Origin of the sequence: Micromonospora sp. NPDC005206, from assembly GCF_040608175.1 — a bacterium.
Lineage (GTDB): Bacteria > Actinomycetota > Actinomycetes > Mycobacteriales > Micromonosporaceae > Micromonospora.
The window spans coordinates 60,473-81,422 of the sequence record NZ_JBEXHU010000010.1; the positions used below are offsets into that span (position 1 = coordinate 60,473).

General features: G+C 73.0%; 19 protein-coding genes. 6 read left to right on the plus strand and 13 right to left on the minus strand.

Annotated elements, in window-relative coordinates:
• Nucleotides 1–2: 2 nt before the first annotated feature.
• Both ABZU69_RS16575 and ABZU69_RS16580 read right to left on the minus strand, forming a co-directional pair.
• Nucleotides 3–512: a DUF664 domain-containing protein gene (locus tag ABZU69_RS16575; RefSeq protein WP_354965187.1), complete on the minus strand. Its 510-nt coding sequence runs from the start codon at nt 510–512 to the stop codon at nt 3–5.
• A gap of 21 nt (nt 513–533) precedes the next feature.
• Nucleotides 534–1,562, minus strand: a complete 1,029-nt coding sequence (locus tag ABZU69_RS16580; protein WP_354965188.1) for an aldo/keto reductase — start codon at nt 1,560–1,562, stop codon at nt 534–536.
• A 506-nt stretch (nt 1,563–2,068) separates the two neighbouring features.
• On the opposite strand from ABZU69_RS16580, the gene ABZU69_RS16585 reads away from it, so the two are divergent.
• The 3 genes from ABZU69_RS16585 to ABZU69_RS16595 all read left to right on the plus strand — a co-directional run bounded on the left by ABZU69_RS16585 (nt 2,069) and on the right by ABZU69_RS16595 (nt 5,015).
• Complete coding sequence (locus ABZU69_RS16585; protein ID WP_354965189.1) at nt 2,069–2,734, plus strand: hypothetical protein; 666 nt, start codon at nt 2,069–2,071, stop codon at nt 2,732–2,734.
• A gap of 242 nt (nt 2,735–2,976) precedes the next feature.
• The gene (locus tag ABZU69_RS16590; RefSeq protein ID WP_354965190.1) at nt 2,977–3,402 is read left to right on the plus strand and encodes a hypothetical protein; all 426 of its coding nucleotides are present in this window, start codon (nt 2,977–2,979) and stop codon (nt 3,400–3,402) included.
• Between the two features lie 59 nt (nt 3,403–3,461).
• Entirely contained in the window at nt 3,462–5,015 is a 1,554-nt protein-coding gene (locus ABZU69_RS16595) for a glycosyltransferase family 39 protein (protein WP_354965191.1), read from the plus strand.
• Between the two features lie 7 nt (nt 5,016–5,022).
• Here ABZU69_RS16595 and ABZU69_RS16600 read toward each other — a convergent pair whose 3' ends face one another.
• Entirely contained in the window at nt 5,023–5,508 is a 486-nt protein-coding gene (locus ABZU69_RS16600; protein ID WP_354965192.1) for an Rrf2 family transcriptional regulator, read from the minus strand.
• A gap of 140 nt (nt 5,509–5,648) precedes the next feature.
• Between ABZU69_RS16600 and ABZU69_RS16605 the strand changes: the two genes are divergently transcribed.
• Nucleotides 5,649–6,383, plus strand: a complete 735-nt coding sequence (locus ABZU69_RS16605; RefSeq protein WP_354965193.1) for an NAD(P)H-binding protein — start codon at nt 5,649–5,651, stop codon at nt 6,381–6,383.
• 87 nt (nt 6,384–6,470) lie between these two features.
• Here ABZU69_RS16605 and ABZU69_RS16610 read toward each other — a convergent pair whose 3' ends face one another.
• The gene (locus ABZU69_RS16610) at nt 6,471–7,211 is read right to left on the minus strand and encodes a hypothetical protein (protein ID WP_354965194.1); all 741 of its coding nucleotides are present in this window, start codon (nt 7,209–7,211) and stop codon (nt 6,471–6,473) included.
• A gap of 517 nt (nt 7,212–7,728) precedes the next feature.
• Here ABZU69_RS16610 and ABZU69_RS16615 point away from each other — a divergent pair.
• Nucleotides 7,729–10,506 carry a LuxR C-terminal-related transcriptional regulator gene (locus ABZU69_RS16615; protein ID WP_354965195.1) on the plus strand — a complete coding sequence of 926 codons (2,778 nt, stop codon included), beginning with the start codon at nt 7,729–7,731 and terminating at the stop codon, nt 10,504–10,506.
• Nucleotides 10,507–10,683: 177 nt separating this feature from the next.
• Nucleotides 10,684–11,229, plus strand: coding sequence for a hypothetical protein (locus ABZU69_RS16620; RefSeq protein WP_354965196.1), 546 nt, complete (start codon nt 10,684–10,686; stop codon nt 11,227–11,229).
• Here ABZU69_RS16620 and ABZU69_RS16625 read toward each other — a convergent pair.
• The 9 genes from ABZU69_RS16625 to ABZU69_RS16665 are packed head-to-tail and all read right to left on the minus strand — an operon-like array spanning nt 11,216 to nt 20,950.
• Complete coding sequence (locus ABZU69_RS16625; RefSeq protein ID WP_354965197.1) at nt 11,216–11,773, minus strand: NAD(P)H-dependent oxidoreductase; 558 nt, start codon at nt 11,771–11,773, stop codon at nt 11,216–11,218. The two genes, ABZU69_RS16620 and ABZU69_RS16625, sit on opposite strands and share 14 nt — an antisense overlap.
• Nucleotides 11,774–11,796: 23 nt before the next feature.
• The gene (locus tag ABZU69_RS16630; protein WP_354965198.1) at nt 11,797–12,927 is read right to left on the minus strand and encodes an LLM class flavin-dependent oxidoreductase; all 1,131 of its coding nucleotides are present in this window, start codon (nt 12,925–12,927) and stop codon (nt 11,797–11,799) included.
• Between the two features lie 4 nt (nt 12,928–12,931).
• Nucleotides 12,932–15,712 (minus strand): cytochrome P450, encoded by a 2,781-nt coding sequence (locus ABZU69_RS16635; protein WP_354965199.1) that lies wholly within the window; start codon nt 15,710–15,712, stop codon nt 12,932–12,934.
• Between the two features lie 24 nt (nt 15,713–15,736).
• Complete coding sequence (locus ABZU69_RS16640; RefSeq protein WP_354965200.1) at nt 15,737–16,474, minus strand: class II aldolase/adducin family protein; 738 nt, start codon at nt 16,472–16,474, stop codon at nt 15,737–15,739.
• A complete protein-coding gene (locus ABZU69_RS16645) occupies nt 16,467–17,159 on the minus strand; it encodes a DsbA family protein (RefSeq protein WP_354965201.1) in 693 nt (230 codons plus the stop codon). The genes ABZU69_RS16640 and ABZU69_RS16645 overlap by 8 nt, the downstream gene beginning before the upstream one ends.
• The gene (locus tag ABZU69_RS16650; RefSeq protein ID WP_354965202.1) at nt 17,159–18,067 is read right to left on the minus strand and encodes a thioesterase family protein; all 909 of its coding nucleotides are present in this window, start codon (nt 18,065–18,067) and stop codon (nt 17,159–17,161) included. Before ABZU69_RS16650 ends, ABZU69_RS16645 begins: the two co-directional genes overlap by 1 nt.
• Entirely contained in the window at nt 18,064–18,873 is an 810-nt protein-coding gene (locus ABZU69_RS16655) for an alpha/beta hydrolase (RefSeq protein WP_354965203.1), read from the minus strand. The genes ABZU69_RS16650 and ABZU69_RS16655 overlap by 4 nt, the downstream gene beginning before the upstream one ends.
• Nucleotides 18,870–19,838 carry a beta-ketoacyl synthase N-terminal-like domain-containing protein gene (locus ABZU69_RS16660; RefSeq protein ID WP_354965204.1) on the minus strand — a complete coding sequence of 323 codons (969 nt, stop codon included), beginning with the start codon at nt 19,836–19,838 and terminating at the stop codon, nt 18,870–18,872. The genes ABZU69_RS16655 and ABZU69_RS16660 overlap by 4 nt, the downstream gene beginning before the upstream one ends.
• Nucleotides 19,835–20,950, minus strand: coding sequence for a beta-ketoacyl synthase N-terminal-like domain-containing protein (locus ABZU69_RS16665; RefSeq protein ID WP_354965205.1), 1,116 nt, complete (start codon nt 20,948–20,950; stop codon nt 19,835–19,837). The genes ABZU69_RS16660 and ABZU69_RS16665 overlap by 4 nt, the downstream gene beginning before the upstream one ends.

The window sequence follows — 20,950 nt, forward strand, 5'->3', positions numbered from 1 at the left end:
GGTCATTCTCCGGTCGGCCCACCCGCAAGCTCGGTCACGACGTCGAGGTGGCCGAGGTGGCGGGCGTACTCCTGGAGCAGGTGGAACAGCACCCGCTCCAGCGACGCGGGTTCGGCGCCGTCCCATCGCGGGCCTGGCGCGCCGATCTCCGCCAGGTCGTGGGCCGTCACCACCGCGCTGGTGTGCGCACCCTGCGCCCGCAGCGCCGCCACCAGCTCCGAGCGGGTCTCCTCCGGGGCGACGTACCAGCGATCCCCCCGGCGGTCACCCCACGGCTCGGGGACGTCCCGGCCCTGGAAACCCCACTCGATCCAGCGCAGCTCGACGTACCGCAGGTGCTTGAGCAGCTCCAGCGGGGTCCAACCCGACGGCAGGCCGCTGCGCCGCAGGTCCGACTCGGCCAGCGCCGACACCTTGGTCAACACGGACTCCCGGAAGTAGTCCAGGTAGCGCAGGAAGACCTCGGTGCGGCTGCCGGCGGGGCTCGTGGGCTCGGGGAAGGGCGTGGTCATCGGCCCATTGTGCGGGGCGGGTCAGCCGGCGGGCAGGTCGCGCCCACGCTGCTGAACACCGGCGGCGCCATACGGATAGTCACCCACCGGTGGGGCGCTCGCCTCGTCCAGCAGCCGGGTCTGCTCGGCGTCGAGGACCAGGTCCGCGGCGGTCAGGTTGTCGTCGAGCTGCGCCGTGGTGCGCGCCCCGAGGATCACCGAGGTGACCGCCGGACGGGCCGCCAGCCAGGCGAGCGACACCGCGGACATGGACACGCCCCGCTCGCCGGCAACCTGGCCGACCGCGTCGATCACCCGCCAGGTGCGGTCCTGGGCGTTGCGGCCCGCGTACGCCTCGACGCCGCGCTGCGGATTCTCGCCGAGTCGGGTGGCCCCGGTGGGCGTGCTGTCCCGCCGGTACTTGCCGCTCAGCCAGCCACCGCCCAGCGGCGACCACGGCAGGATGCCGATGCCCTCGTTCTCACAGACCGGCACCAACTCGAACTCGATCTCCCGGGCCAGCAGGTTGTACTGCGGCTGCAGGGTTACGATCGGGGCGAGGTTGAGGTGCTGGCTGAGCAGGGCGGCCTTCTGCAACTGCCAACCGGTGAAGTTGCTGACCCCCGCGTAGCGGATCTTGCCCGCGCGGACCGCGTCGTCGAAGAACCGCAGCGTCTCCGGCAGCGGGGTCAGCGGGTCCCAGGCGTGCGCCTGGTAGAGGTCGACGGCCTCGACGCCGAGTCGCCGGAGGCTGGCGTCCAGGGCACGGGTGAGGTGCACCCGGGACAGGCCGGCGTCGTTCGCCCCCGGGCCCATCGGGAACCGCCCCTTGGTGGCGATGACCAACCGGTCGCGCACGCCGGGCCGCGCGGCCAACCAGCGGCCGACGATCTCCTCGGAGACCCCGGCGGAATAGACGTCGGCGGTGTCGATGAACGTGCCGCCGGCCTCCACGAACCGGTCCAGCTGGGCGAAGCTGCCCGCCTCGTCGGTCTCCGCGCCGAAGGTCATCGTGCCCAGACACAGGGTCGACACCACCGTGCCGGTGGCGCCCAGAGTGCGATAGCGCATGTCTTCCTCTCAGTCGAGCGACCTTGCCGATCTTGCCACCGCCGCCCTGGCCTCGACCGCGGGGGCGGTCGCTTGCGGGACCCGGACCCCGAGGCGAGAGGAAGGTGACTCGTCCGTCCGCAAAGAACCTTGGGACCGTTCGTCCTGTTTCATCACTCAGGAAACCTGTTGGGGTGTTTGGTGGCTTTTGCGTCTTTCGTCCTGTCTTGCCCCTCAGTACACGGATGGGCTGTACAGTGCTGTTTGCCGGCTAAATCCTGTCTCATCACTCAGCGGGCGATCGTTCCTTTCGACCGCTAACAGCCCATATTTCGGGATATGCGAATGCCAAAACATCCGTCGAAGCCTGTGTCGCGAATCAGGACATACGCCAACAAGCTCCCCATAACCTCGACCGGTGGCTGTTCACATGTCTTTCGATGGGTTGCCAGGTCGCCCTCAGCACGTTCTGCCCGCTGTCCTGTCCCGACCCATCGAACCGGTGTTCGTGGACGCCACTGGGCGGCGTGGTCCTGCTGCAGACCGCGGCGCCGGCACTGGGCGGGCCGGTGGATTCGGTACTGACCGACCTGGCCACGTTCGGCGCCTGCTGGCTCCTGGGCTTCGCACACCGCGACGGTCAGCTGCAACGGCTCCCACTTCGGTCCCTGCTGGCCCTGGCGGCACTGTGCCCGGGACTCGCCGTCGGCTGGCTCGTCACCCACCCGGGCGGCGGGCTCGACCTCAACGACATCCCGGTGGCGCAGGCATTCTGGTCGCTCGGAATCGTGCTGCTGCTGTTGCGGGTGTCCCCACCGATGACCTGGCTGGCCCGGATCCGGCCACTCGACCGGCTGGTCACCGGGTTGAACAGCCGGGCCCTGACCATCTACCTCTGGCACAACGCCGCCATCGCGGTCTGCTTCGCCGTCGGCGACCTGCTCGGGGTCTGGCGCCTCGGCAAGCTGGGCTACCTGGTGGTGGCCCTGGTGCTTCTCACCGGCCTGGTTCTGGCCCTCGGTTGGATCGAGGACCTCAGCGCCCGGCGGTCCCCTCGTTTGCTGCCCTGGCCCCGGCCGCAGCGAACAACAGGGCGGGATCGGGCAGTACAGCCGGCTTCGGGGGCCGCCGTGGCCGATGAACAGGACGTTCCAGAAGTGCGCCACGAACACGCTCGATCAGTACTGACGTGAGCGTTGTTCCACGCGAAAGCACGCCGCGACGGCATGGCCGGAAACGACACGGCCCGGCTGAGCCGCCGCCGGCGGGAGACGGTGATGGGGGTGATCACCGTCGGCCGGCACGGGCCTCGCCTCCTACGGGCCCGTGCCGGCCACCCAACAGAAGGCACAGTGAAGCGACCGCGACGGCGAGGTGCCGGCGAGGTCCGGGCCAGCAGGCTTCTGCCAGCCCGGTTAACGGAGAGGAGACGGTGATGTGGCAGCTGCCCACACCGGCAGAGCAGGAGCTGTGGAACGCCGTGGTGGCCGGGGTGCGAGCGGCCAACCAGAAGGACCACGCGCAGTTCCAGACTTCCATCGACCGCCTTCTGCGGCTGCCCCACGCGTGGGCGCACCAGGTCCTCAGGGACACCGCAGGGCTGCTCGCCGAGAAGCTGGACCCGGACGGGTGGGATCGGTGGTCGCTGCTGGCCGTACTGCTCCCTGGCGGTCACCGACCGCCGGTCACCGACCTACCCGGCGAACCGGAGCACACGCGGCATCGACTACTGCTCATCGCCCAGCTGGCGGACGCCGCGCAGGTCGGCGTCGGGGCATTCGTTGACGTCGCATTGGGCAAGAACAAGCGGGCTGGTGGAACTCTCGCCGTATCGGTCCCCCACTGCCGGACCGGGCGCTGACGCCCGAAGCAGCCAGATGGAGGGCGTGAGCAGCGCGGTGGATCGGTGATGATGGGTGCGTGAGCGAACCCGGCACCGCCACCGACCGCCCCCACCAGCCGGCCCCAACGTCCCCGCCGCCGGGGCCATCGACGCCCGGCCCCCGCACGCTCGGGCCGTGGCTGGTGGCCGCGGCGGTCAGCGTGACGCTGCTGGTGCTCGCCGGCCGCTACGGCTATCACCGCGACGAGTTGTACTTCCTGCTCTGCGGCCGGCACCTCGACTGGGGCTACGTCGACCAGGGTCCGCTGGTCCCGGCGCTGGCCCGGCTGCTCGACACGATCGCGCCCGGCAACCTGGTCGTGCTGCGCACCCCGTCGGCACTGCTGGCCGGTGGTGCGGTCCTGCTGGTCGCCGCCATCGCCCGGGAGCTGGGCGCCGGCCGGGGCGGGCAGAGCTTCGCGGCGCTGCTCGCCGGGCTGTCCGGCATCGTGCTCGCGGGCGGGCATCTGCTCAGCACCACCACCGTCGACCCGCTGGCCTGGCTGGCCGCCGTGCTGTGCGCGGTGCGGCTGCTGCGCACCGGCGACAGCCGGTGGGCGCTCGGCATCGGGCTGGCACTCGGCGTGGGCATGCTCAACAAGCTGCTGCCCGCGCTGCTGGCCGTGGGCCTGATCGCCGGGGTGGGCATCGCCGGGCCGCGCCGGCTGCTGCGCGACCGGTGGGTGCTCGCCGCCGCCGGGATCGCGGCGCTGCTGGCCGCGCCGAACCTGATCTGGCAGGCCGCGCACGGGTTTCCGCAGCTGTCGGTGGCCGCCTCGATCTCCGGTGGCGACAGCTCCTACAGTGGCCGCCTCGACGCGCTGACCCTCCAGTTCGTCATCATCAGCCCGTACGCGGTGCCGATCTGGATCGCCGGGCTCGTCGCGTTGCTGCGCCGGTCGGCGTGGCGGGCGTACCGGGCGGTGGGCTGGTCGTGGCTGGTCGTGGTCGGCATCGTGCTGATCGCCGGCGGGAAGGGCTACTACGACGCGCCGCTGCTGCTGGTCCTGACCGCCGCCGGGGCAACGGTCATCGCCGCCTGGGCGTCGCGCGGTGCGGTCGGGCCGCGCCGGAGTCTGCTCGCGCTGGGCGCGGTGCCGCTGTTGCTACCCAACATCGTGCTGCTGCTGCCGGTGCTGCCGGCCGACCGGTTGCCCGGCTTCGTGGTGGACGTCAACTACGACGCCGGTGAAACCATCGGCTGGCCGGCGTTCGCCGACTCGGTCGCCACCGTCCACCGTGGCCTGCCACTTCAGGAGCGCTCGCGGACGGTCATCCTGACCGGCAACTACGGCGAGGCCGGCGCGCTGGCCCGCTACGGCCCGGCCCATGATCTGCCCCGCGCGTATTCCGGGCACAACAGCATGGTCGACTTCGGCCGACCACCCGCCGACGCCGACGTGGTGATCGTCGTCGGGTGGGAACGCTCCGCCCCGCTGAACGCCTGGTTCGACGAGTGCGCACTCGCCGGGCGGGTGGACCAGCGGGTCGAGGTGGACAACGACGAGAACGGCGGCCCGATCTTCGTGTGCCGGGGGCTGCGGCGTCCGTGGGCGCAGATCTGGGACACCGAGGTACGCCACGCCGGCTGACGGCGGGTCAGTGGTCGTTGGCGCCGGTCAGCCAGGTGCCCACCGCGGGCAGTGCCTCCGGGCCGGAGTCGGTGCCGACGTCGCGGGCGAGATCGGCGATCGTGACCGCGGCGAGCGCCTCGCGCCACGCCTCCTCGGCGGTCCACATGGCGCGGGCGACCGGGCACGCCCGGGTGCAGGCGTTGGCCGGGGTCGCCATCGGGCCGCGTTGTCGGATCTCGGTGCAGACGAAGGCGGGCCCGGGGCCGTCGACGGCCCGCACCACGTCGAGCAACGTGATGCTTCCCGGTGCGCGGGTCAGCGCGTAGCCACCGGACTTGCCCTGCACGGAGTGGATGAGGCCGGCGCGGGCGAGCGACTGGAGCTGCTTGGCGAGGTAGCTGCTGGAGACGTCGTGCAGTTCCGCGAGCTTGGCCGCCGGGACGGGCCTGCTGCTGACCGTGAGGACGACGCAGCAGTGCAGCGCCCACTCGACCCCGCCGGACATCTTCATCGCTTCACCCTAGCCACCCCGATACTCGGACTCATCCTATCCGAGTACAGTTCCCGGACATAAGAAGTCCGAGTATCCGGCCCGGCAGAGACGTCGCCGGACAAACGGGCTGCAATCACCACAGGGAAGGTGGAACGAACATGAAGATCGCCGTGATGGGCGGGACCGGCCTGATCGGGTCCCAGGTCGTCAAGATCCTGCAGGCGGCCGGGCACGACGCGGTGCCGCACTCCCAGTCGACCGGGGTCGACCTCCTCACCGGGCAGGGTCTGGCCGAGGCGCTCAAGGACACCGACGTCGTCGTCAACCTGACGAACTCGCCGACCTTCGACGACGCCTCCCCCGCCTTCTTCCAGACGACCATGGACAACCTCCTGACCGCCGCCGAGCGGGCCGGCGTCGGGCACGCGGTGGTCCTCTCCATCGTGGGCGTCGACCTGGTCCCCGACCTGGCCTACTACCGCGCCAAGGCCCTCCAGGAGGACATCCTCAAGGCCGGTCCCGTTCCGTACTCAATCGTCCGCGTCACCCAGTTCTTCGAGTTCGTCGACGCGGTCATGTCCTGGACCGCCGACGAGAACACCGTCCGCCTGCCCAGCCGCCCGCTGCAGCCCATGGCGGCGGCCGACGTCGCCCAGGCCGTCGCCGACGTCAGCATGGGCGCTCCCCTGCAGGGCACCCGCAACGTCGCCGGTCCCGACGTCTTCCCGCTCGACGAGCTGGGCCGAATCACCCTCGCCGCCAAGGGCGACCAGCGCACCGTCACCACCGACGACAGCGCCGGGATGTTCGCGGCGACGCCCAGCGGCGTGCTGATCGCCACCCAGGACGCCGTGATCGCGCCCACCTCCTACCGGGACTGGCTCGCCCGCTGACCCTGGCAAGCAGGGTGGTGTCCGGCGTCGGGACCATCGGTCGCCCCGACGCCGGAGGGCCGCGGACGAGCGACCCCGGGTGCCCACTCAGCTATTCGGGCGGACCGCCCCGGCATGCAGGACACTCAGGTGTGACCGCGTCGAGTGGCGCGGGGTCCGGCGCCGCGACAGCGTACGGATCAGGTCGGCGTGCACGCGCTGCTCGTCACGAGGGCTGAGCCCGAGCTGATTGTGCAGCAGGTGGACCAGGTCGAACGTCATCGCGCCGTCGTACCCGGGGGCGCGGCGGCACGCCTCCAACAGGCGCGACCAGCAGGTCAGCGGATGACGTTCGGTGGCCAGCGCGGCGGAGATCCGCTGCCAGCGAGCGCCCGGCAGGACGGTCACGCCCTCGGACGTGGTGGGCTCGGCCCCGCTCCGCACGGCGGGACAACTGCGCACGGCCGCCACCATCGCAAGGTCGGCGGCGGCGGCGAGCCGGGCCTGGCGACCAGGGGTCATTCCGATCAGATCGACCGCCACGCCGACCAGTCGTGGATCGCGGGCCGACGGAGCGCCGAGGTCCGGGGCGTGCACGGGCCCCTCCGCACCGACCGCCGCACACAGCCCGGCCAGTCGGGCCGCCAGCAGTCGCGGCGCGCGGCCCAACAGGTGGAGGTTGACCACCCGGGGCGACTGTCGGGTGAATGACCAGCCGGACAGTTCGTCGGCGGCCTGGAGGTCGCGCAGCAGTGGACTGACACCGCGGGTGAGGAACGCGTCGGCCACTGCGGCGCGGGGCGGCAATAGGCACTGGAATGCGTGCCATCGCTCCGACTCGTTCAGCATCCCCTCCACATTTACCGAATTGTCCAGATAGGATCGGTAATGAACGGTCATCCGAAGTCCCCCCCAAGGCGTCGCACCGCCGGAGTCGACATTAAGCGACGCAGAACGATGCGACAGTAGGGGAAACCCCACATTGTCGTGTACCCAACGCAACCGTCGGTACGCGCTGGGTAAAGAACGAAGTCCACTATTTCGGTTTTTGGGTATCAACATTTGCTCTCTTCGGCAATAGGACCAACCGGTCGCGTGATCGCCGTTCTTGGCTTGCCACCCTAGAGTTGCATCTGCCGCTCGCCCGAGCGCCGGCAATTGGCACCGCCGGCATCGGGCACGCCGAGAGGCCCGAACGGGACACATCCTGGGGGTGGCAGTTGAAACTGGACCGAAGCTCGCCGCATCGTCGCGGACAACCAGGCCGCCCGGCCGTCGTCGCACCGCACGACGCGCGTCCGACCGCGCCCACGCGGCGGCGCACCTCTGCGGGCGGCGCCGCACGAGCGTTCGTCGCGGACCACCGATGAACACCAGCGAGGAGGACCTCGCCCCGACAGTGTCGGGCGACCCTCTCGAGCCCCTGGTCGGCCGCAACTGCGCGCTCGACCTGTTCGACCGGGCACTGGCGAGTGTCCGCGACGGCCAGCCAACGATGATCGAGTTCGTGGGCGACCCCGGCACGGGCAAGACGCGGCTGCTGCGCGAGGTCGCCGCGCGGGCCCGACGGGCCGGCGTACCGGTGCTGGCCGCCGCCGGGCGCGACGGTGACCAGGTCGAGGCGGCCCTCGCCAGTCTGCTGGACGCGCCGGCGACCCCGCTGCTGTTCCTCGTGGACGACCTGCACACCGTCTCGCCCGCGACGGCGGCCCTGCTGGGCCGACTCGCGCAGGTGCCGTCCCCAGGTCTGCTGTGGGTCACCGCGTACCGGCCGCGGCAGATGCCCTCCTGCGCGACGGCGGCGCTCGCCGCCGGGATCTACCTGAGCCGCCGGGCGGTCACCCTGAGCCCGCTCGATCCGGCCAGCGTCGCCGCGCTGCTCGGGCTGCCGGAAGGGCGCGCCGCCCAGCGGGTGCACGTGCTCTCCGGCGGTGTGCCCCGCTACGTGCTGGCCTACCGGCCGGGCGCCTTGGACGGTCCGGTCGCCGCCCTGCGTGGCCTACCCACCGAGCTGCCCGTCGACGTCACCGGCGCGGTCCAGCTCGACCTCGACGGGCTGACCGACGAGCAACGGCAGATGCTGGAGGTCGTCTCGGTGTGCCCGTGCGGGTTCGAGCCGGCACTGGCCGCGGCGTTGGCCGGCCGCGGCCCGGAGGTCACCAGCGATCTGCTGGACGCGCTGGTGGCCGCCGACCTGTTGCGCACCGACCCCACCGAGGCGTCGACCCTGTCGTTCCGCCACGAGGTGGACCGCACCGTGGTGTACCGCTCGCTCTCCCCCGGCCGGCGACGACGACTGCACGCCACGGCGGCCAGCGTCCTGCGCGATGCCGGACATCCGGTGAGCCGGTACGCCGAGCACCTGTCGGCCAGCGGGCAGTGCGCCGAACCAGCGACGGCCGACGCGCTCATCGAGGCCGCGGAGAGCGCGCTGGCGCCCCGACTCGACGCGATCCGCTGGTTGACCAACGTGCAACGGCTGCTGCCCGCCGCCGAGGTCACCGAGCCGCGCCGCACCCGGCTGGAGTTCGCCATGGCCGACGCGCTGGTCGGTGCGGGCCACCTGCGCCAGGCCCGCACCCTGTTGCAGGAGCTCACCCGCCGTCCGCTCGCCGACTGCGACCAGCGGCTGCGGGCGCTGGCCGCGCGGGCGCGCGTGGAACGACTGCTGGGCCGGCCGTTCGACGCGTACGCGCTGCTGCTGCCGCACCGCGACGAGCGGGTCGCGCCGCGCACCCGTTTCCTGCTGACCACCGAGACGGCGATCGCCGGAGTCCTCAGTGGATCCGTGAACGCGGTGGAGGACGCACGGGGTCTGGATCTGCTGGCCGCGCAGACCGGTGAGCCGGTCTGCGCCACGACGGCGGCGGTGGTGCAGGCGTTCGTGGCGGCGTACAGCGACTGCGGGATTCACGTGCCGGAGACACTGGACCGGGCATCGTCCGAGGTGGACGCACTCGCCGACACCGATCTCGCCCAACACCCGGACCTGCTGGCCCTGCTCGGTTGGGCGGAGTACTTCCACGAACGGGAACGCTCGGCCCTGCACCACTTCGACCGCGCGCTGGACATCTGTTGCCGCTCCGGTCTGGTGGCGCTGACCCCCTGGCTGCTGGTCGGCCGGTGCGCGGTGACCGCCCGGTTGGGCAACCTGGACCGCGCCCGATTCGAGGGCGAGGACGCCGAGGAGGTGGCCGTCGCCATGGGCGTCGACCCCTTGGTGGCGCTGGCGCGCGCGTACCGGGCGATCGCCGTGGCGTGGCGCAGCGGCCCGACGGCGGGCCGTCAGCTGGCCGACGCCGCCGTGTTGGACGCCGGCACCCGGCGGGAGAACTGGTACGACGGGGCGAGCCAGCGGGTGGCGGTGCGCCTGCGGTTCCTGGCCGGTGACCGGGCCGGCTCGACGTCGACGTTGCTGCGGGCCTGCGGCGGAGACGGTCTCGACCACGTCGAGCTGACCAATCGGGCGTGCTGGGCCTCGGCGCTGGCCGAGATGGCCCACAAGGCCGGTCGTCGGGACACGGCGGCGCGCTGGTTGACCGTGGCCGAGCGGTACGCCGAACGGCTGGGGCTACGGGGGCAGAGCGCGCTGACCCGGACCGCCCGGGCCCGGCTGACCCTGGAGGCCGATCCGCGGCGCGCGGCAGAGCTGGCCGCCGCCGCGGCGGACACCTTCGCGACCCTCGGTTGGCGACTGGAGGAGGCATCGGCACGGCTGGTGCGGGCACGGGCCCTGTGTGAGGCGCGGGAGTGGGCCGCAGCCGAGGTCGAGCTCGCCGAGACGCGGCGCATCGCGGAGCTGGTCGACTCCCCGCCGCTGCGGAGAGCCGTGGCCGGCGAGCAGAGTCGTGCCGCGGGCGCGGCCGGGCGCCTGCCGGATGCGGTCCCCGGCGGGGAGCTGACCCTGACGCGCCGGGAGTGGGACATCGCCCGGCTGGTGGCGGCGGGTGCGAGCAACGCCGAAGCCGCGGACCAGGTGTACGTGACGGTCAAGACGGTGGAGGCTCACCTGACCCGCATCTTCCGCAAGACCGGGGTGTCGTCGCGGGCCGGGCTGGCGGCGCTGCTGGTCTCCGGAGGGGTCAACCATCGAGGGTCTGGCGAGGATCGCGGGTCCGCACGGAGAACCCGATTTGATCAGTGATGCCCACTATCAAACGGAGATGAGGGATAGGCGTCCCGTGGGGAGTGTCGGATATCTCGCCTTCTGCCTGCCAGAATCTGATATCTTGTCTCCCACCAACGGCCAAACCCGACAGGGTTGACCGGCGGGCCGGAAGCCGCACTGGCTCTCCCGGAGATGCGCAAGAAAGGCATCGTCGTGAGTCAATACATCATCACCATCGTGCCCGTCGAGGACGACGGTGAGGAGATCACCGGCCCCGTGGCGCAGACCGTCGTCCGTCTGGAGACCGGGAACGGCCACCCGGTCGTGCGGGAGCTCACCGTCCGCGCGCCACAGAGCGCCGGCCTGACCGGCGAGCTGCCGTACGTCGACTTCGACGCCCTGCTGCGCGCCTTCATCCCGCCGCAGGACCGAGACCGGAGCCGCCCGGTCGGCGACATCCCGCCGGCCGCCTCCCGTCCGGCCGTGACGGTCGGGCCGGTCCCCGCAACCACCGCCGCGGCCCCCCGCCCGCAGACGCCCCGCCCCGCCCACCGGGCCGCTGAAGCCGAGCGGCTCAGCCGGCTCAAGGCCGGGCGCGCCTACCGCCGGGCACCCGACCCCGCGGACCTGGAGGCGGTCTACGAGCAGGTCGGCACGATCAGCCGGGTGGCCGAGCACTTCGACGTCCCGGTGCACACGGCGCAGGGCTGGATCAGCCGGATGCGCCGCAAGCACGATACCGAGGTCAACGCCGGCTGACTCCGGGCTCGGCTGCCGGGTCGGGCACGTCGGCCAGCGCGTCCGCCACCGCTGGCGCCGCCCGGTCCAGCCAGAGCCCGATGCCGACCTCCGCCGTGTCGAAGTCCCGTTCGAGCACGCACAAACCCGAGGTGGGTACGCACGCGCCCACCTCGGCCAGGAGGGCACCCAGGTAGGTGTCGACGACGTGCCGATGACCGGATCGGGCCGCGGTCATCAGCGGCACCGCCACCACCCCGGCCAGCGCGCCCCGGGGCAGCACGTCGACGAAGAGCTTCAACAAACCGCTGTACGCCGCCTTGAACGTGGGACTGGCCACCAAGAGCAGCCCCGGTCGGCGTACCGCTTCCAGCACCTCGTCGAGGGTCTCCGGCCGGCTGCCCTGACCGACCAGCTCGGCCGTCAGCTCGGACAGGTCGATCACGGTCGGCGTTGCGACCGGGGTCGGGCAGTGGGTCAGCCGGGCCCGCAGCGCCGCCGCGGTGGCCAGCGCGACGGTCCGCGTCCGCGAGTGCGGCTTCGGGTTGCCGATCAGTGTGGTCATCGGCAGTTCCGTGCCGGACGACGTCATCGGCCCACCGCCAGCTCCGGGGTCCGCGCGGCGCCGGCGTCGAGGAGACCGTCGTGCCGCAGCAGCGGCAGCACCCCCTCACCGAACCAGTACGCCTCCTCCAGGTGCGGCTGCCCGGACAGGATCAGATGCTCGACCCCCGCGGCGTGGTATTCGGCGATCCGCTCCGCGACCTCCTCGTGGCTGCCGACCAGCGCCGCGCCGGCGCCCGGCCGGATCAGGGAGTAGCCCGCCCAGACGTTCGGGTACACCTCCATCCGGGCGTTGCCGCCCGCGTGCAGCGCCGCCGCCCGCCGCTGCCCCTCCGAGTCGGTACGGGCGAACCGCTGGCGGGCGGCGGTGATGCGCGCCGAGTCGACGCCGGCGAGCAGCCGGTCCGCCTCAGCCCACGCCTCCCGGGCGGTGTCCCTGGTGATCACGTGCAGTCGACTCCCGGTGCGCAGCGTCCGCCCGGCCTCCGCCGCCAGGTCGCGTGCCCGGCCCAGCAGCTCCCCGAGCTGGGTGGGTGTCTCACCCCAGGCCAGGTAGACGTCCGCGTGCTGGGCCGCCGCCCGCTGTGCCGCCGGCGAGGACCCGCCCAGGAACACGGCCGGCGCGGTGGCCGGAGGCCGGGCCAGCAGCGCGGCCTTCATCCGGTAGTGCTCGCCGGTGTGGTCGACCGGCTGGCCGCCCCAGAGGCCGCCCAGCACGGTGAGGAACTCCTCCGCGCGGGCGTAGCGGGCGTCGTGGTCCAGCCAGTCGCCGTAGCGGCGCTGCTCGTCCGGGTCGCTGCCGGCCACGATGTTGAGCAGCACCCGGCCGGCGGAGACGCGTTGCAGGGTCGCGGCCATCTGGGCCACCAGCGTGGGTGAGGCCAGCCCCGGCCGCAGCGCGATCATGAACTTCAGCCGCTCGGTCTGCGCGGCCAACGCGGACGCCACCACCCACGGGTCCTCACAGAACAGTCCGGCCGGGGTGAGCACGCTGGTGAACCCCAGCCGGTCGGCGGCGCGGGCCACCTGGGCCAGATAGCCGATGTCCGGCGGCCGGCGGGTGACGCGGGTCGGCCTGGCGCCGCCCCGGGCCGGCTCGGCCAGGTCACGGCCGTCTCCATGCGACGGCAGGAACCAGTGCAGGTCCAGTGGCATGGGGTCACTCCCCTTCCGGCGCGGCGTCGAAGCGCGCGGGCATCGCGGTGATGGCGTTCATGAAGTTGGTCCGCATCCGGCGCACCGGCCCGGTCGGTCGAAGCCGGGCCAGATGCGGGCGGATCGCGGTGAGGAAGGCCGCCATCTCCAGCCGGGCCAGGTGCGCGCCCAGGCAGAAGTGCGGCCCGATGCCGAACGCCAGGTGCGGGTTGGGATCACGACCGAGGTCCAGCCGGTCCGGGTCCGCGAAGGCGGCCGGGTCCCGGTTGGCCGAGGCGTAGTAGATGACCACCTTGTCCCCGGCGGCGATCCGGGTGCCGTCGAGGACCGTGTCGCGGGTGGCGGTCCGCCGGAACTGCATGATCGGCGTGACCCAGCGCAGCAGCTCCTCCACCGCGGTCCCGGTCAGGTCGGGGTCGGCGATCAGCCGATCCCGCTGCTCGGGGCGCTCCAGCAGCGCCTGCACCCCGTTGGAGATCAGGTGCCGGGTGGTCTCGTTGCCGGCGATGACGAGCAGCAGCCAGAGCTGGCACAGTTGCGCGTCGGTCAGGCCCCGGCCGTCGGCCTCGGCGTGCACCAGCAAACTGAGCAGGTCGTCGGTCGGCCGGGCGCGCCGCTCCGCGGCCAACTGCCGGACGTACGCGAAGGCGGCGGCGAAGGTGTCCCGGTACCGGTCCACGCTGCCACCGCCGTACCGCGGATCGTCGAACCCGACCAGGTTGTTGCTCCACTCGAACAGCAGCGTGCGGTCCGCCTGCGGCATGCCCAGCAGGTCGGTGAGGACGAGCAGCGGCAACTCCGCCGCGAGGTCCGTCACCACGTCGATCTCCCGGGCGGCCACCGCCCGCGAGACCACCTCCTCGGCGTGTCGGGTGACCAGCTCACCCAGGCGACCCACCGCGCGCGGGGTGAACGCCCCCGCCACCAGCCGACGCACCCAGGCGTGCTCCGGAGCGTCCATGTTGATCAGAAGCTGCCGGTTGCGGTGCAGGTCCTGCAGGGTCCGGGGGTCGGCGAGGAACGCCCCGCTGGCCGCGGACGAGAACGTCGCCGGGTCGCGGGACACCTCGGACACCGCGGCGTACCGGGTGACGGCCCAGAAGCCCCGGCCCTGGGAGCGCACCGACCGGTCCTGGTCGGTACGGGTCAGCTCGACCTCGTCGACCCAGGCCACCGGCGTGTCCCGCCGGCGGCGGGCGAACTCGTCGTGCGGCACGCCGGTCAGGTAGCTGGCCGGGTCCGCGAGCAGACTCGGCGACACCGGAGCCTGCCGGTAACGGTCCCGCAACGCCCGCCGGGGCAGCTTGCCGGTGGGCTCGCGGGGGATCCGGTCGATCACCTCGTACGAGCGTGGCACCTTGAAACCGGCCAGGCTGGCCCGGCAGTGCGCGTCCAGGACCCGGTCGATGTCCTCGGCCGGCCACGCCGGGTCGAGCTGCACCACCGCCCGGACCTGCTCGCCGAACTCCTGGTCCGGCACCCCGATGACCACGCCGTCCTGCACGGCGGGGTGGGTCAGCAGCACCGCCTCCACCTCGGCCGGGTAGACGTTCACCCCGCCGGTGACGATCAGCTCCGCCGAGCGGCCGGTGAGGAACAGGTAGCCGTCCTCGTCCAGGCGGCCGAGGTCGCCGACGGTGAAGGTGTGCGGGGCGACGTGCGCCTGCTCGGTCTGCTCCGGGGCGTTGTGGTAGTGGAATCCCCGGCCCGGAGGCCGCCGGACGGCCACCCGGCCCTCCTGCCCGGCGGGCACCGGTCGGCCCTCGTCGTCGATGACCACCACCTCGGTGGGCGGTGCCGGCCGGCCCACCGTGCCCGGCCGGGCCAGCCAGGTGTGCGAGTCGGCGAGGGTGACGATGCCGGCCTCGGTCGCGGCGTAGTACTCCACGAACACCGGCCCCCACCAGTCGATCATCGCCCGCTTGGTCTCCGGTGGACAGGGGCCGCCGCCGTGCCAGATCCGGGTCAGGCTGGCGCCGGAGAACGCCGCCCGGGTGGCGGCGTCGACCCGGAGCAGGCGGATGAACTGGGTCGGCACCAGATGACTGATCGTGATCTTCTCTTCGTCGATCAGTCGCAGCACCTCGACCGGGTCGAACCCGCGGCGCATCACCAGCCCGCACCCGCGCAGCAGCGGAAACTGGGCGAAGAACAGCTGCGCCGAGTGGTACCAGGGACCGACCAGCAGCGCCTGGCCCTCGGTCGGGATGCCCAGCCCGCCGCCCAGCATCTCGGTGGTGGCGGCCACCCGGTCGACCGGAGCGCCGACCTTCAGCAGCGGATTGACCACCCCCTTGGGGCGTCCGCTGGTGCCCGAGGTGTAGAGCAGCACACCACCGGAGACCGTCGGGACCGCCGGGCCCTCAGGCAGGTCGTCCACCAGCGTGAAACCCTCCCCGCCGTCGACTGTCATCAACAGCTCGGGCGCCACCGGTGTGCGGGCCACCGCCTCGCGTACGGTCGCGGCGTACGTCGCCTCGGTGAGCACCGCCCTGGCGTTGCAGTCGGTCAGGATGTGGGCGATCTCCGGTGCGGTGAGGTGCCAGTTGACCGGCACCGCCACCAGCCCCGCGTGCACGCAGGCCAGCAGCGCCTCGAAGGTCTCGTGCCGGTTGCCGAGCACAAACGCCACCCGGTCCCCCACGTCCAGGCCGGCCCCGCGCAGCACGCCGATCCACCGGTCCACCGACCGGTCCAGCTCCGCCCACGTCCGCGTGGTCCGCTCGTCGGTCAGCGCTACGTCGCCGGCCCGGTCCCGGACCATGTTCTTCAGCAGCTCGGCCACTGGTCACTCCTGTCTGCGCGTGATTCAGTCCGTGAGGTCGGAGCTGAGGGCCAGGACGTGCTCCGCGACCGGCCGGAAGTTCAGTCGGGCGATCTGCGGGGTGCCGATGTCCGCCCGGGCGGCTCGGGCCGCATCGGCGGGAATCACCACCAGCTCACCGGCCGCCTGGGCGAGCAGCTGCACCTGGCAGCAGCGGTCCATCGCCAGGAACCACCAGGCGGCCTCGGCCACCGAACCGCCGACCGTGAGCAGGCCGTGGTTGCGCAGGATGACCGCCTTGCCGGTGCCCAGCGTCGCCGCGATCCGGTCGCCCTCCGCGCCGTCGAGGACCACCCCGCCGTACTCGTCGTGGACCTCGTGGTCCTCGAAGAAGGCGCAGGCGTCCTGGGTGATCGGGGCGAGCGGCCGACCCAGCGCCGAGAACGCCCGACCGTGGATCGAGTGGGTGTGGGCGGCGGCCACCGCGTCCGGGCGTGCCTTGTGGATGGCCGAGTGGATGGCGTACCCGGCGGGGTTGATCCGGCCCGTGCCGTCGACCACGTCCCCCGTGTGGTCGACCCGCAGCAGGTCGTCGTCGCGGACGTGCCCGAAGTGCCGGCCGAACGGGTTGATCCAGAAGGTGTCCGGCTCGATCGGGTCCCGGGCGGTGACGTGGCCACCGGCGCCCTCGTCGAACCCGGCCAGGGCGAAGGCACGCAACGTCAGGATCAACTGCCGGCGGCAGTGGGCCCGCTCCCGCTCCGGATCTCTTCGCTCAGCCACAGCCGCCTCCGGTGTCGGTGTCGTAGCCGCCCACTCCCGCCGTCACCGCCGGCGGCGTGACCGGTGTGCCGGTCCGCTGGGCGTACGCGGTGAGGAAGTCGTCCACCCGGTCCACTCCCCAGAACCGGTGCGGGCCCAGCCGCAGGTAGGGAATGCCGAAGATGTCCTCCTCGTAGGCCCGCAGCAGGCAGTCCACCCCGGCGGACCGGACCGTGGAGTCCTCGACCGCGCTGAGCACCACCGCCGGGTCCACCCCGGCCCGCTCGGCGACCCGGGAGATCACCTCTGGTGTGCACACGTCCTCGCCCCGTTGCCAGCGGGCGGCGATGACCTCCCGGTAGAACGCCTCCCCCGCTCCCCGCTCCCGCGCGGCCAGCCAGCCCAGGTGCGGCACCTCCCACCAGGGGTCGATGTCGATCGGCCAGCGCATCGGCAGGTCCAGCCGCTGGGCCTGCCGCTTGGCGTCCTGGAGCAGGTACAGGTGCTTCGGCTTGCTCATCTGCACGTAGTGGAAGGCGCCGCCGCGGGCTCTGAGCGCCGCCTCGGTGCGCTCGTCCGGGTCCCAGTAGGGGATGAACTCCAGCACCTCCTGCGGTCGGCCCAGTGTCCGGGTCAGCCGCTCCACCGCCAGCCAGCTGTACGGGCTGCGGAAGGAGAAGTACAGGCGGGGGCGCTTGACGGCCATCACCGACCTCCGTCGGTGAGGGCCGCGACGGTGTCCGGGTCGAGGGTGGCCAGCCGGCCCGCCTCCGGCCCCCGGCTGACGGCGTACCCGTGCAGGATGCTGGCGGTCGCCACCCGGACCAGGCGTCCCTCGCGCCGGACGTGACAGTCCATCCGCGCGTCGTACGTGACGTCCTTGAGCACGTCGGTGACGGTGAAGGTGATCCACATGGGCTCGTCGAGGTGGGCGTCGCCGAGCACCTCGATCCGTGCCCGGGAGACCACCGGGATCCAGCCCCGCTCGCGCAGCATCCGACCCACCGACACGCCCCGGTCGGCGAGGTAGCGGTCGACCACCTCCTCGAGCAGCCGGACGTACCCGGAGTGCTGCACGCGCTGGGAGTACTGGCAGTAGAAGTAGGGCACCCGCCAGGGCCACACGAATCCCGCGCCGGCGGCGCGCAGGGTCGCGGCCGGGTCCGCGCCGGCGGGGACGCCCGGCTCACCGGCGGCCGGCTCCTCCGCGAGGCCGGCCAGTTCCGCCGGCAGGGGCGCCGCCTGCGGTACGTCCGCCTCCCGGACCAGGGCGACCCGCACCCGGGCCCGGCACACGGTGACGTCGGCGTCGCGGCGGACGTTCATCCGGACCGCGAACCGGCCGTTGGCGCCGGGGGTCGTCACCACCGTCGCCTCGTCGTCGACATCGAGCACGGCGGGCAGCAGCAGCGAGCAGTCCCGGATCGACAACCCCACCCCGTGTTCGTGGTAGAGCCGGCCCGGGCCGTGCCCGTGTTCCCGGAACCACTGCAGGACGCCCTGCTCCACCAGGTACGCGAAGTGTTTGAACCCGATCCAGGTGCGGATGTTCGCGCCCTCGAAACCGGGCCGGGCGGACAGTGTCACGGATGCGTTCTCAACCGCCGTGGTCACGGCGTACCTCCTCGGATCGCGGGGTCGGGGCAGACCTTCTCGACGAAGCCCGCGACGTGTCGGGCCACCTCGGCCGCCCGGTCGAGATGACAGAAGTGGTGAAAGTCGGACTCGACGACGACGTGCGCGTCGGGCAGTTGGGCCCGCAGTGCGCCGACGCGCGGGCCGTCGAGGCCGGGGTCCCGGCCGCCGGTGAGCACCATGGTCGGCACGGTCACCGCGTGCAGCGGCAGGTGGGCGGTCGCGGTGAAGTGGTCGAACAGCGTCGTGAAGCCGACCGGCCCGATCCGCTCCACCATGATGTCCCGCATGGCGGCCAGCGTCTCCGCGTCCAGATCGGCCAGCCGAGGGCCGAGGCGGTTGCGCAGCCCCTCGTCGATGATCTGCACGAAGTTGGCCTGCGCCCGCTCGTGCACCGCCCAGGTGATCGGCAGGTCGGGCGGGCAGTAGAACGGCGCGATGAGCATCGCGCCGCGGGGTGCGACGTCCGGTTCGGTGGCCACCATCTCCAGCACCGCGTTCGCGCCGAGCGAGTGCCCGATCACGACGTCGGGTGGCGTGGCCATGGCGCGTACGGCGGCGGCCAGCCAGGACCCCGGGGTGCCCCGACGCCGCCAGCGGTGGTCGGTGCCGGCCTTCCACGGCAGTTCGGCCGCGAGCAGCCGCCAGCCGCTGGGTAGCCGCGCCGCCAAGGGCCGCCAACTCCGCCAGGTGTCGGACATGCCGTGCGCGAGGAGCACGGTCGGCGCCCCGGATCCGGGGCCGGCGAGCCGGTGCACGGCGACCGGGGGTGGCGTGCCGCTCATCGCGGTCCCACCAGGACACTCAGCTCGCGGACACCGTCGACGGGGTCGCCGCAGCGGACCGTGACGCTCGTCGCCTCGCCGCCGCCCAGCCGTACAGCCAGCGCGGTGTGCACGACGCCCGCGGCGCCGTAGTGGTCGCCGGCCAGGACGGTCGAGTCGACCAGGGGCGCGTGCGGTGAGCCGTCGGTGGGGGCACCCGCCCGGACCGGCCCCAACAGGGCCAGCGGTCGCTGTGGCGCGCCGACCGGGCTGAGCAGCAGGCAGGCCGCCCCGGCCCGCAGGGGCCGCCCGGCGACAGCACCCTCCCGGGCGGCGTGCAGGGCCTGGGCCTGCGGGTCGTCCGGTTCCGTGCCGACCACGACCACCCGGTCGGCGCGCCCGGTACGCAGCAGCAGCCCTGCCAGCCAGATCGCGTCCAGGCCCGCGGTGGCCCCGGAGCAGACGGTGAGGTTGGGCCCTCCGAACCGGAACCAGATGGCGATTGCCCCGGCGATGACGTTGCTGGAGGCGTTCGGCGCTTCGAGGGGCCCGACCTCGCGTGGGCCGCCGTCGCGCAGCCGGCAGGCGATGTCGCCGACGGTCGCGACGTTGCCCAGGTTGGAACTGACCACCACGGCCATACCCGGGTCCGCCGGCCCGGTCCGGCGGGGCGCCTTCGGCGGCAGGCCCAACGCCCGGTGCACGGCGCAGAGGGCGAGCCGGGTGGCCGGCTCCTTGGCCAGCAGGCCTTTACGGCCGAGCAGGTCGGCGGCCCGCTCGGAAGGACAGGCCGGCTCGTCGTCGGCGACACCGTCCGGCAGGCCGACCCCGGGCAGGTGCAGGGAGGCGGCGAGGACGGCGGCGATCGGCCGATCCGGACCGTTCCCGGTCCCGGCCGAGTCGGTGGCGGGCGACCCGTCCGGCGGCATCTGCACGGAGCGGTCCGAGGTCGGCGCGAGGTGCGCGGCGTCGGCGCGGCCGGTCATCGCAGCGCCTCCAGGAGGGTGACGGCGTTGAGACCGCCGAAGCCGAACGCGTCGACCTGCGCCACTCGCGGGTCGGCCCGGACGGCCGCGTCGCGGACCAGCCGCAGCCCGGCCGCCTCGGATGCCGGTCGGGTCAGCCCGACCACCGGCGGAACCCGGCCGGTACGCAGGATCTCGATGGCGACGGCGACGCTGAGCAGCGCCGATCCGCCGGACGTGTGGCCCACGGCGCCCTTCACGGCGGTGACCAGGGGCCCGGGCTCGCAGCCGGCGAACACCTCCGCGACGACGCGCGCCTCGGTCTCGTCGTTCAGCGCGGTGCCGGTGCCGTGCGCCAGCACGAGATCGACCTGGTCGGGCCGGCGGTCGGCACGGCGGTGAGCGTCGTGGACGGCCCGCAGGATGCCGGCCGGGTCGGGTGCCGTCTCGTGCCCGGCGTCGCAGGACAGCCCGGTGGCGAGCAACCGGGCCAGGCCGGCGCCGGAACGTTCCGGCTCGACCACCAGGACCGCCGCGCCGTCGCCGAGCAGCACGCCGGCCCGATCGGCGTCGAAGGGCCGCACCCGGTGTGCCGGCCGGCTGGCCACCCGACCGATCATCGCGAGCATGGAGGCGGTGCTGCCGTCGGTGCCGCCGACCAGCACGGCGTCCGCCTCACCAGTCTCCACCAGATCCTGCGCCAGAGCGAGGGCGTGCCCGCCGGCGCTGCACGCGTTGGCCAGGGTCACCACCCGCCGCACGCCGGGTGCCGCCGTGGTGACCGCGCCAGCGAAGTGCAGCCGCTCGGCGGGAAAGTCGACCGTCCCGCTCAGGGCCGCGCGCTCCACCTCCGCCGACTCGCGCAGCCCACTGCCGATGAGGCTGACCACCCGCCGTCGACGCGGGTCGAGGCCGGCAGCGGCGAGGGCCTCCGCCACGCACTCGGTCAGCCAGCGGCTCGGGCCGAACGGCCGGTCGTCGGCGATCGGGTAGCCGTGCCCGACGCCCACCCGAGCGGGGTCCGTCCGCCGCAGCGGGGCGGTACCGCAGTCACCCCGCAGCAGCGCCGCGAAGGTGGCCGGGCCGTCGCCGAAGCAGGTACGGACCGCGCTGGCGGTGATGGTCGCCGGCAT

What these genes read in the sequence shown, in the direction of transcription:
- ABZU69_RS16575 (WP_354965187.1), bottom strand. Translation starts at nt 512, where the DNA reads ATGACCACGCCCTTCCCCGAGCCCACGAGCCCCGCCGGCAGCCGCACC.
- ABZU69_RS16580 (WP_354965188.1), bottom strand. Translation starts at nt 1,562, where the DNA reads ATGCGCTATCGCACTCTGGGCGCCACCGGCACGGTGGTGTCGACCCTG.
- ABZU69_RS16590 (WP_354965190.1), top strand. Translation starts at nt 2,977, where the DNA reads ATGTGGCAGCTGCCCACACCGGCAGAGCAGGAGCTGTGGAACGCCGTG.
- ABZU69_RS16600 (WP_354965192.1), bottom strand. Translation starts at nt 5,508, where the DNA reads ATGAAGATGTCCGGCGGGGTCGAGTGGGCGCTGCACTGCTGCGTCGTC.
- ABZU69_RS16605 (WP_354965193.1), top strand. Translation starts at nt 5,649, where the DNA reads ATGAAGATCGCCGTGATGGGCGGGACCGGCCTGATCGGGTCCCAGGTC.
- ABZU69_RS16610 (WP_354965194.1), bottom strand. Translation starts at nt 7,211, where the DNA reads ATGCTGAACGAGTCGGAGCGATGGCACGCATTCCAGTGCCTATTGCCG.
- ABZU69_RS16615 (WP_354965195.1), top strand. Translation starts at nt 7,729, where the DNA reads ATGAACACCAGCGAGGAGGACCTCGCCCCGACAGTGTCGGGCGACCCT.
- ABZU69_RS16625 (WP_354965197.1), bottom strand. Translation starts at nt 11,773, where the DNA reads ATGACCACACTGATCGGCAACCCGAAGCCGCACTCGCGGACGCGGACC.
- ABZU69_RS16630 (WP_354965198.1), bottom strand. Translation starts at nt 12,927, where the DNA reads ATGCCACTGGACCTGCACTGGTTCCTGCCGTCGCATGGAGACGGCCGT.
- ABZU69_RS16645 (WP_354965201.1), bottom strand. Translation starts at nt 17,159, where the DNA reads ATGGCCGTCAAGCGCCCCCGCCTGTACTTCTCCTTCCGCAGCCCGTAC.
- ABZU69_RS16655 (WP_354965203.1), bottom strand. Translation starts at nt 18,873, where the DNA reads ATGAGCGGCACGCCACCCCCGGTCGCCGTGCACCGGCTCGCCGGCCCC.
- ABZU69_RS16660 (WP_354965204.1), bottom strand. Translation starts at nt 19,838, where the DNA reads ATGACCGGCCGCGCCGACGCCGCGCACCTCGCGCCGACCTCGGACCGC.
- ABZU69_RS16665 (WP_354965205.1), bottom strand. Translation starts at nt 20,950, where the DNA reads ATGCCGGCGACCATCACCGCCAGCGCGGTCCGTACCTGCTTCGGCGAC.